The sequence below is a fragment of the Collinsella aerofaciens genome, from assembly GCF_039062315.1.
GTDB lineage: Bacteria > Actinomycetota > Coriobacteriia > Coriobacteriales > Coriobacteriaceae > Collinsella > Collinsella aerofaciens_BG.
The window spans coordinates 23,952-33,461 of sequence record NZ_JBCJBG010000020.1; the positions used below are offsets into that span (position 1 = coordinate 23,952).

At 56.8% G+C, this 9,510-nt stretch carries 13 protein-coding genes; 6 read left to right on the forward strand and 7 right to left on the reverse strand.

What is annotated here, in order from left to right; all coding sequences use genetic code 11:
• Positions 1-774: 774 nt before the first annotated feature.
• Entirely contained in the window at positions 775-1,296 is a 522-nt protein-coding gene (locus ABCP74_RS08580) for a hypothetical protein (RefSeq protein ID WP_343001663.1), read from the reverse strand.
• Positions 1,297-1,517: 221 nt separating this feature from the next.
• Positions 1,518-1,670 carry a hypothetical protein gene (locus ABCP74_RS08585; RefSeq protein ID WP_343001662.1) on the reverse strand — a complete coding sequence of 51 codons (153 nt, stop codon included), beginning with the start codon at positions 1,668-1,670 and terminating at the stop codon, positions 1,518-1,520.
• Positions 1,671-1,907: 237 nt separating this feature from the next.
• Here ABCP74_RS08585 and ABCP74_RS08590 point away from each other — a divergent pair, with 237 nt between their 5' ends.
• The 4 genes from ABCP74_RS08590 (at position 1,908) to ABCP74_RS08605 (ending at position 4,165) form a co-directional block, all read left to right on the forward strand.
• On the forward strand, positions 1,908-2,492 hold the full coding sequence (locus ABCP74_RS08590; protein WP_161145404.1) for a recombinase family protein: 585 nt from the start codon (positions 1,908-1,910) through the stop codon (positions 2,490-2,492).
• A gap of 224 nt (positions 2,493-2,716) precedes the next feature.
• Positions 2,717-3,409, forward strand: coding sequence for a hypothetical protein (locus tag ABCP74_RS08595; RefSeq protein WP_343001661.1), 693 nt, complete (start codon positions 2,717-2,719; stop codon positions 3,407-3,409).
• Between the two features lie 2 nt (positions 3,410-3,411).
• A complete protein-coding gene (locus tag ABCP74_RS08600) occupies positions 3,412-3,621 on the forward strand; it encodes a hypothetical protein (RefSeq protein ID WP_343001659.1) in 210 nt (69 codons plus the stop codon).
• Between the two features lie 34 nt (positions 3,622-3,655).
• Positions 3,656-4,165 (forward strand): DUF5067 domain-containing protein, encoded by a 510-nt coding sequence (locus ABCP74_RS08605; RefSeq protein ID WP_343001658.1) that lies wholly within the window; start codon positions 3,656-3,658, stop codon positions 4,163-4,165.
• Positions 4,166-4,195: 30 nt separating this feature from the next.
• Here ABCP74_RS08605 and ABCP74_RS08610 read toward each other — a convergent pair whose 3' ends face one another.
• From ABCP74_RS08610 to ABCP74_RS08630, 5 genes are all read right to left on the reverse strand, one after another.
• A complete protein-coding gene (locus ABCP74_RS08610; RefSeq protein ID WP_343001657.1) occupies positions 4,196-4,948 on the reverse strand; it encodes a metallophosphoesterase family protein in 753 nt (250 codons plus the stop codon).
• The gene (locus ABCP74_RS08615; protein ID WP_343001656.1) at positions 4,933-5,730 is read right to left on the reverse strand and encodes a metallophosphoesterase family protein; all 798 of its coding nucleotides are present in this window, start codon (positions 5,728-5,730) and stop codon (positions 4,933-4,935) included. Before ABCP74_RS08615 ends, ABCP74_RS08610 begins: the two co-directional genes overlap by 16 nt.
• A complete protein-coding gene (locus tag ABCP74_RS08620) occupies positions 5,655-6,293 on the reverse strand; it encodes a hypothetical protein (RefSeq protein ID WP_343001655.1) in 639 nt (212 codons plus the stop codon). Before ABCP74_RS08620 ends, ABCP74_RS08615 begins: the two co-directional genes overlap by 76 nt.
• A 430-nt stretch (positions 6,294-6,723) precedes the next feature.
• Complete coding sequence (locus ABCP74_RS08625; protein ID WP_256637919.1) at positions 6,724-6,849, reverse strand: hypothetical protein; 126 nt, start codon at positions 6,847-6,849, stop codon at positions 6,724-6,726.
• Between the two features lie 77 nt (positions 6,850-6,926).
• Entirely contained in the window at positions 6,927-7,175 is a 249-nt protein-coding gene (locus ABCP74_RS08630) for a hypothetical protein (RefSeq protein WP_155086624.1), read from the reverse strand.
• Between the two features lie 600 nt (positions 7,176-7,775).
• Here ABCP74_RS08630 and ABCP74_RS08635 point away from each other — a divergent pair.
• Positions 7,776-7,934 carry a ribbon-helix-helix domain-containing protein gene (locus ABCP74_RS08635; protein WP_082421961.1) on the forward strand — a complete coding sequence of 53 codons (159 nt, stop codon included), beginning with the start codon at positions 7,776-7,778 and terminating at the stop codon, positions 7,932-7,934.
• Positions 7,935-8,121: 187 nt separating this feature from the next.
• Complete coding sequence (locus ABCP74_RS08640; protein ID WP_343001652.1) at positions 8,122-8,721, forward strand: hypothetical protein; 600 nt, start codon at positions 8,122-8,124, stop codon at positions 8,719-8,721.
• Positions 8,722-9,510 lie beyond the last annotated feature (789 nt).

Consider the following 9,510-nt stretch of genomic DNA (forward strand, 5'->3'; position numbering starts at 1 on the left):
AGACACGGGCACGGCGGCGTGCGCGGTGGTGCCTGTGGGAGATTATTACGATAACGGACGCAGCGGCAAATCCTGAATCGTGCCCCTGAGACGGTGCAAAATGGCCTTGTGAGGCCATTTTGCACGCCAGCTTCGTTCAACGTCAGACATTCAAGATGTCAGACGTTGAACCTGCGTTAAAGACGCAGCTGGGGTTACTAGTTGCCTACAATCGCTCGCGAAGCTCGCCTGTTCGTGCGTGAATGTCTGACAGCTCCGTCAGACATTGTCGGACATTTGATTGTTCGACAAATGCGCGCGTGGTCGCGTTCGCAAAGCTTACCGAACGGTCGATGGGTGCGTTGAGGCCGGAGCAAACGGCGGATGCCAGAAAAATGGCCTCACAGAATCGCGCCCATGGTTGATAAAATTGACCGCCCGGGCGCAAATACCCGGGCGGTCAATTCATCCCCTCGTTCGTGATCCTGTTGGGTTTTGGGGCTTTGACATGTTGTTGACGGATGGATCAACCGTACAGCTTGATCTCCCGGGGTTCCATGTGGTCGTCCCCCCCAATAAGACGCCCCTGATGTAGTCCTGCGGCAGGAACTCGACGGGGAGAGTTGTCGCCAGGAAGTCGTCGAACCACGCCCGCGGTGTCGGGTCTGGCGCATACATGACCTTGGTCGCGCCGTCGGGCAGGGTGATGGTGAGTCGCACCGCGCCATTGCGTCGATACGCCCTCGACCATTCCTCATCGGTATCGCCATACCCTTTGCGATCCGCGGTCGTCCTTCACACGCCCCCCAGTTCATCGAATGACCGCGGATGCTCTCTGAGATCGATCCAATGCAGCTGTGATCTCGTGCGCCTCGCCGCGTTGTACGCCGGCTTCCACTCGTCGGGCAAATATACTCTTTCGAAAATCTCGCGCGACATCTCGCGGAACTTAACTTCATCCGTCCGCGGCCTGTTCGGGTCGAGCGCTATCTCCGAAGCCTCGGCGGATTCTCGTCCTCCTCCCAGCCCCAGAAGAAGTGGGTCCCCGAGCAGGGCCACTGGGAGATCGACTACGGCCAGGTCTGGGTCCCGAACGTGGTGTACGTGCGCCATGAACGCTACTGGGTCAACCATGGTGGAACCAAAGTCGGACCGTTTGACAGCAAGGCTGCTGCATGGGCGTGGTGCGATAACGATGTCGATAATGGCGGTATTGGCGGATCTGTGATCGATGACTCCTATACCACCAGCGAGGACCAGGGGCACTACGAGCAGCAGGCGACCGGGCAGCACTGGGTCGTCGACGTAGCCGGACATTGGGGGTAGTCGCAGCCTTCGGGCGGTATCGCACTGTCGCTGCGATTCACATCGCATGAACGATGGATGAACTCGCATGAAAACCCAAGCATACGGTGGTTTTATCTGACTAAAGAGGGTAAAATCACCGTAGAAGACGACGCATCCCGTGTAAGTATCGAGAGCGCGGGCGGCCTAGTTTTCTGGTTTAGTTAAATGCCCGGGCTCCACCCCGGGCATTCTTATTTGCGCTTGTTGCGGCGCAAATGCCGTCCACCGTCCGCACCGCGCGTACGCCTACGGACCTTAACTCGGACATCATACGAATCGAAAAACGCAATGACGAACGTGCCGACCGTCGCAAGGGCGGCCAGCGCATCAAGGATCTTTAGCATAGGGAAGCCTCCAATCGAATTGTCGGCCGCCCGCGCACGGAATGCGTCGTCTTGTCAATTCTAGCTGAAGCGGCGACTGTCGAACTTAATCGCCAGATAGCCACAGTCTCAAAACGTATGCCGCGCGGCACTCGAAAACCGAACCCTCGATGCCGTGAACGTCGAGTGCCAAAACCCAGTGTCAAAACCTCCGCGTCAATTCCCATGGGAAAATCAAATACGAGGCAGGAGGCTGAAATGACACGTTACGGATATGCTCGCGTGAGCACGAAAGACCAGAGGTTGGACCGCCAGATCGAGGCTCTGGTGAACGCTGGCGTGGCCTATGGCCATATCTACAAGGACAAGGTCACGGGTGCCCAGGACGGCGACCGGACGCAGCAGAAGCGCCTGTTCAAGAAGATGCGGGCGGGCGACGAGGTGGTGGTCGAATCCTGGGAGCGCTTGACCAGATCGACCAGGCAGCTGCTCAACTATGACCTTATGTTTCGAAACCTCGGCGTGAAGCTCACGTCCCTGAAACAGCCCGTGGATCTAGATACCGCATTCGGGCGCTTCGTGCTTGGCACCCATGCTTGCACCGCGGAACTTGAGCGAGATCTGATCAGGCAACGCCAGGCCGAGGGTATCGCCGTCAAACGGAGCCACGGCGGCAACGTGGGTGGCAGGCCTCGCACTGCCGGCGTCAAAGCCGATGCCGCAGTAAAGCTCTATCTTGGAGGAGAGACTCCTATTCCCGATATTTGCGCTGCGACTGGCGTCTCCAAATCAACGCTGTACCGCATCCTTCGTGAACGCGGATTGGTGGGCGTCAGGAAATAAGTCCGTCTGTCGTTTCGCGATTTGCCTAATAGGCCCGAGTGCGGCGGCGTTACTATATAAGGGTGCGGTATTTCTCTAACCGAAAACCTGCGTGAACGCATGACTTGAGACGCCTTTTAGAACTCACCGATCGCAGGAAAAAGACAACTCAACAGCGGCCGTGCATTGTTCCCAGCCATATGGCATGGCGGAGCCATGCCCGTTGTTGATTGGAGTGCCGCATCATGGCCGAAAACCAAGTCCAGTCCGAAAAGAAAATGACCAGTCTGAATGTCTCATCGGAGACCCGTGACGCCATAAAGGACATCAGCACGAGCCTTGGTCTCTCGCAGGCCGATACCGTCGCCCGCTTGGTCGATGGCTACCACCCTAACGCCACTCCCGGCGTGAAGGCTGCGCTCGACGCATCGGCCGTCCTCGATGAGGCGGTCGAGCGGGTTAAGCGCATCATCGTGGGCGCTGCCGAAGCTGCCGCGATGGAGGCTCGTGCTGCCCGCGAGGACGCCGACGCTGCCAAGAAAAGTGCAATGGAACAGATTCAGAGCATCAAATCTAATTGCGTCGAGCAGGTCGCCGCCATCAAAGAGAAATTCGAGCTGGATACTGCGAGCTTGGAGATTGAGAACGATGAGCTCCACGCCACCGTCGCCGATTACCTCTCGCAGCTCAAGAAGCTCGATTCCGAGAACAATCAGCTCTTGGCAGAATCAGCCGCAAAAGACGATCGAATTGAAAGCATGAGGGGCGCGGTCGACGCCGCGGCCAAGGCTCAGGCCGATCTCAACGTCTCCCTCCTCGCCCAGCGTGACCTGATGGCCGAGGTCGCCGCCCTCAAGGATCGCCTCGCCGCCTCCGAGCAGCGGGCGGCCGTGGCCGAGGCCAAGGTCGAGGTCATGACCAAGGCGAGGGGCGAGTAGATATGTCCGACAAGCTAAGGCCGTCTCGCCGTGAGTTGATAACGGCAGGGCTAGTCGTCTTTTTGGTCACGGCACTCGTCTGGACTGTCATTGATGGTGCCGGCGCAAATGCGCTCACCATCAGCGGTGTCATCACCTGTCAAAATGCCGTCTGGGCTTCGCTTGCAGCAGTTTCAGTGGTCATGCTCATTGGGGCTTGGCTGTTTGGCTGATGGCATTCAAAAACAATTAAGTTTGGAGTAGTCGATGGAACATCTCTCTGTTAAAAAGGCAATCAACCTAGCTCGGAACTTTGGGGCTGCGGGTGTTCTGGCAGCCGCCCTAGTTATGACCTCTGGGTGCAGCCAGGCAGACGATCGTCAGACGGCAGTTCAGGTCGCCGATTCTGATAACGCGCAGGAAGACGGGGTTTACGGCAAGATGGAGTATTCAGCCACCGGCGTCGAGGTGCATGATTCCTCGGCTGGCGATGGCGGGAAGGTTGCCGTTGTTCGCTGGCACGCCATTAACAACCGATCGGCAGATTCATGCGCTGTTGGTAGCTACATCACGGCTTATCAAAATAAGCAGATGCTATCTCGCGGGTTTGCCGCCGATTTGCAGGAAGACCACTTCTCTTCGCAAGGGCCTGCGCCGGGAGGCGAATGCGACGGTGTGTCGATTTTTGATCTCAATGACATGTCTCCCATCGAAGTGAAAGTCGACGGGATGGGTGCCGGGTCGAACTCCCTCGACCAGACTTTTGAATTGGAATAGTCCATATGGCGCCTAATTTCTAGAAACCTTCTAGAGCGCTTCTAGAAGGTTTCTAGAAGCGGGCGCAGCATCTTCAATCGGCACGATGTCTCGGTAGATCAGGCGATGTCTGTCGTCGCACCATTTGTCGCCGTGGTAGTGGCCGAAGAACCAGGCTCGGTAGCAGAGCCGCCCATCGAGCTCGCCCAGGAAGGTTTGCAGCCGGTCGCCACGATACCCGCGTCCATGCTCGCGGCACAGCACCTCAGCAAGGGTAGCAGGGGCCTCGTGAGTCACAACGCAATCGACCCTCCAGCCCACGCGGTCGAGCGAGGCGCGGCAGTGCCCCATCTCCTCCTCGCTCGGCATCTCCTCGGGCCACCAGCTCCTCCCCTCCCTGCGATACTGCCTGTCGTTGCTCGCGGCACCGCCCATGGCAAGGACCGTGAGCCCGCCGATGTCGAACACCTCCCCACGCATCAGGTGCAGCACGCGCGGTCGCACCTCATGGACGAGCCCACCGTTCCACTCCCGTACCGGCAGATTAGCCAAGGCGTGATGGTTCTCATGGTTGCCGTCTACGAAACACGTGGTCCACGGCTTCGACTCGAACCAGTCGAGCCAGTATTTCTCGGCGTTGGATCCATCCCAGACAAAGCCGAAGTCGCCGGCCACGATCACCACGTCATCGCGCGTCAGCGTGCGGCCCAACGGCCAAGACCTGAAGGCGAACCTGCTGGACCCGTACTCGGCCCTGCCGTGCACGTCGCCTGTCACATAGGCCGTCATCAGTACGCACCCCACGGCAGGAGTTTGTCCCCGAGCCTCACGATCCGGTCATACAGCACCGTGTGCCGTTCGTCCGGGTTGCCGTCTCGGTGAAAATGGCCGTAATACCAATGTTTATAGTCCAGGCGGTCCTCGAGCTCGTCGAGGAATCCGGTCAGCCGGTCCACATCAGGGCGTTCCCAGCCTGGGTCCGGGTAGAGCGTCGGCGAGAGCATGCGCGTGGCGCAGGTATGGGTGATGACGCAGTCGACCTTCCAGCCGACTTCGTCGAGCTTTGTCCGCGCGGTATCGAAATCGCGCTCGTCCGGGAGCTCCTGAGGCCACCAGCTGGAATAGGGCACGCGGTATTCCCTGTCCACGCTCGTGGCACCGCCCATGGTGAAGACCGTCGAGCCGTCGAGCTCGAAGACCTCCCCGCGCATGAGGCGGCGGATAGACGAAGTATCCGACAGGCGCTGCGTCAGCCCGCCATGCCACGGTTCCATGGGGCGTTCCTCCCAGTGGTCGAAGCGCTCGTGGTTGCCGTCGACGAACAGTACCGTGTAGGGGCGCGACTCCAGCCAGGCGATGTCGGCGCATTCCTCGGCAGAGAAGTTCCACGGAAAGCCAAAGTCACCGGCAACGATGAGATAGTCGTCGCTGGTAAGACTGTCGCCAAGCTCCCAGTCGCGGAGCTTTTGCATGTCGAGCCCACTGTGGATGTCGCCCGTCACATAGACCGTCATCGAATCGCCTCTTCCCTCTTGTACGCCGCCAGCTCGCGCTCGACCTGCCTGTCGCCTGTCTCGTTGACCCACCAGGGCCATTTCACCCGGCCGCACGGCTCGTCGACTCCGGCGAACCATTCCCTCAGCTCGTCGAGGCTCACCGGGGAGTGCCCGTTGGCATCGCAACCGACGTCGTAGCGCAGAAGGCCCTGCTTGCGGTTGAGCTCGTTGTACGCGCCTCCGCTGCTGTGGATGTGCCCGTGGAGGTGCCACGATCCATGGCTCATGCCCTGCCAGTCGGCCATGGGGTAATGGCTCAGGACGATCTTCTGCCCGTCGATCTTGAGCACGCAGATCGGCGGCTCCACGGTGAAGGCGCCAGCGACCGCCGGCTGGGTCCAGTCCTTGTCGTGGTTTCCCGGGACGAGGTGGATGCGCCTGCAGGCGATCCGCTTGCGCAGCCCATAGGCGTCCCGGGCGGTCATCTTGAATGAGAAATCCCCTAGGATGTAGAGCTCGTCATCCACGGCAACCTTACCGTTGATGTTGTCGACGATGGCATCGTTCATCTGCCAAATCGTCTCCCACGGGCGGTCGGTGAACTTCAGCACGTTCTCATGCCCGAAGTGGGTGTCGCTGGTGAACCAGATCATTCCATTGTCTCCTTGTCGCTAAAAACCGTTCTCCTTTGCGCAGTTGAGGAGACGTATTTTGAGTGACATGAGGCGTTCGAACCTCATGTTCTGTGCTCCAATCTGCCGGATTGTCCCAGCTAAAACTTCAAAACCTCGTGCGGGCAGAAAACCGTGTCCCGTTTGTGGGGTCATAGTATAGGCACTGTTAGAACTAATAGCCCAAATCCGTTGCCAACTGGCCACTATTAGCAACTATTAGGCCTTTTGGACAGTCGAACTGACTAATAGCCACTATTTGTTGGGCTGTTTTGCAACCACGAGCGCTGCCGTGGATTCTTGATACGGCGCATCGACAACAGCAATGTCAAACGGGTAGAATGGTGCCGACGGCAGCCCAAGTCGTAGGAAGCTGGGCAGAGCCGTTGCTTTGAAGAGTTAGGTCACCGCCTTAGCGACGGTGACCTTTCTTTTTGGGCTTCGAACCCTGCTTGAGTGCCTTGGAAAGGCCGACGAGGGCCGTGAGGAGCGAGACCAGGGCGGTCAGGAGCTTCACGAACTCGGTGAAATCGGTCATGGGCATCACCTCCCATCGGATGGAGGGCCCTGCCCGGCACGAGGACTGCCGACAGCGCTGCTGATTCTAGCAGAGCGTCATTCTTCTTCGATCAATCCGTGCTCCACTCCCTCGCCGGAATCCAGTCTTTCCGCAGCTCGACGAAGGTGCTCTTGATTCCCGCGACCCCAAAACGGATCGTCTTCGCGCTCGTCACGGGCCTTGAGCTTGCCCCTGGCTCTCTCGACGGCCTCGCCAGTCGCTTGCCGCCGAACCTCATCCTTAACTTCCTCGCCGATCTCCCCAAATTCCAACGCCGGCCCGTTCTTGCTCACCGGTCCGTACATGCTCGGCCCTCCCCTGCTCGCGACCTGTTTTCCAGCCAAGACCGTATTCGCTATTGCTTCTAATAGCTTGAACAGCTCTTCATCCGGCCACTATTAGCAACTATTAGTCCAAATCCTCCAGCCCAGCAGCCAATAACCACCATTAGCCCAGCTAAACGACCAAAACAAATCGCCCGGTGCACGGAATCTGAACAGTCACGAGATGCGTTAAACTCAACATGCGCGGCCTGCCCCGCGTGGACAGTTATAGGGCCGGCAGCGTCGCCGGCCCTGTTGCCATTCAATCAGCTGCATAATATACAGGCAGGTCTCCCGAGTACTCCTGTCGCCCTAGTGCGTTGCCATTCAAAGCAACGAGTAACGCTTGGGTAAGAGGGCCCACCTTCACTTTTGGTGAATCACTTGCCGCCCCTGTGCCCTTTTCGGCAATTTCCTGTACCCCTTTTGGAAACTCGAGTGCCTATCTGGCCGACGAAAAGATTTAGCGAATTTAGGTGTACCACTCTGTGTTAGTTTGTATTTTAGACAGTATTTGTGATACGCTTTGTTTCAATCAGTAGTGGTACGATTTCGTTTGTTCAACGAAGGAGGTAATTGTCTATGGCAGTGGCCGAGGAGAAGAAAAGAATCCAGGTTACTCTGCCTCTCGAAATTTGGCGTGATCTCGATGACTACGCGAAGAGCCGCGGTGTAGCTAAGTCGTCTATGGCGGCAATCGCTATCGCCGAGTTTTTGGAGCGTGTTAAAGAGCAAAAATAGATATGAAAAAAGCCCCCTACCGCCAAGTAAGAAGGGCTTTTTCCATGTTCAAATGTGGCTTTCTGGCCTGTTACCTGCAATCCTAGCACACGTATGCTCCGATTTGGGTCCCTATGTTGAAGTACTACCAAAATACTATGGCATCACTTCGACTGATGGCTAGATAGCCTCAACGAGAGGCTAGTTTATGGATACCAGAAATTTAAAACCGGACGTGGGCGGTGGCTATCCGTGGGACACGGATAGCCACCCGTCCGGCCCCGCAAGCCCGTCTGGAATGGGGGCGGCGTCCGATTTCGCGAATCAGGCCGTCACAGATGCCGCCATGCCCAATAGTGAGAGTCACCGCGAAGCACTTCGCCGGGCATCGGATGAATCGTCCCGTGTCGCCCACATGGTGCAGGATATGGTCAGCGAGAAGGTCGCGATCATCAAGCCGCCGTGGATGCTCGAGCTCGGTTTGCCTAGACTTGACACCGATATCATGGGGCGGATTTGGTCGTTCCAGCGCAAGGACGTTTACAAATCCACCTGCTACATCAGCCTTGCCACCATGGCGGCGGACGTCAACTCGGATCGGTCGAACGTCAAGAAGAGAATCGATAAGCTCGTCGAACTCGGTCTTTTGATTAAGTCGCCGCGTGGTAATAACAAATCTGTTGAGTACCGGCTCGATATGACGGCGATCGCTAAGCGCAGGCTCGAAGTCGAGGAGGGTAGGAAAAAGCAACGCGCCGAGAATTCGGCGAAACGCAAAGCCCAGTGGGACGCAAAGCATTCTGCCTAGTTTGAAGGGCTATGGGTTGTATAAACCCATAGCCCTATTTCTTTTTCTTACAAGCTATGGGTTGAAAGAACCTACAGTATAACTATGGGTTGTTTTAACCCATAGTTTGGCGAAAAATCATTTTATTGATAGGGGGTTAAATAACTATTCTTCAGCAAGACTATTGGTTAGGACAACCCATAGTCTTGCTGACAGAGATCGCGGACGCTTTTCCGTGACGGTATAGCTATGGGTTGAAAGAACCCACAGACAATTTAAGCACTTTTCTTTCTATGGGTTAATCCAACCTATAGAAAGCGATCGAAAAATGCCAAAAAGTACCGGAATAGTTATTTCAACCCATAGTTTGAGCATGTGTTAACCTGGGCCAACTTATCAACTATGGGTTGTCTCACGAGACTATGGGTTGAAATAACCCATGCCAACTATGGGTTCAGTTAACCCATGCACTATGGGTTGAAATAACCACAACTATGGGTTGAAATAACCACAACTATGGGTTCATACAACCCACCAAGTCTGACTAGAGTGAATAAGATTCACTTAGTCTGAGATAAAGGGAGAAACGGAGAAATCTACCAGAAAGCATTTAATGATCGAACGATATACAAACAAGAAGATCCTTCGTCCTTGCCCTCCGTTCGGCTACGCCTCACTCCGCGTCGCCTGCGGCTCCTTGGCGCTCGCTACGCTCGCACTCCGGTCGCCTTCGGCTCCCTGCGCGTCGGCTGCGCCTCCTTGCCCTCCGTTCGGCTACGCCTCACTCCGCGTCGCCTGCGGCTCCTTGGC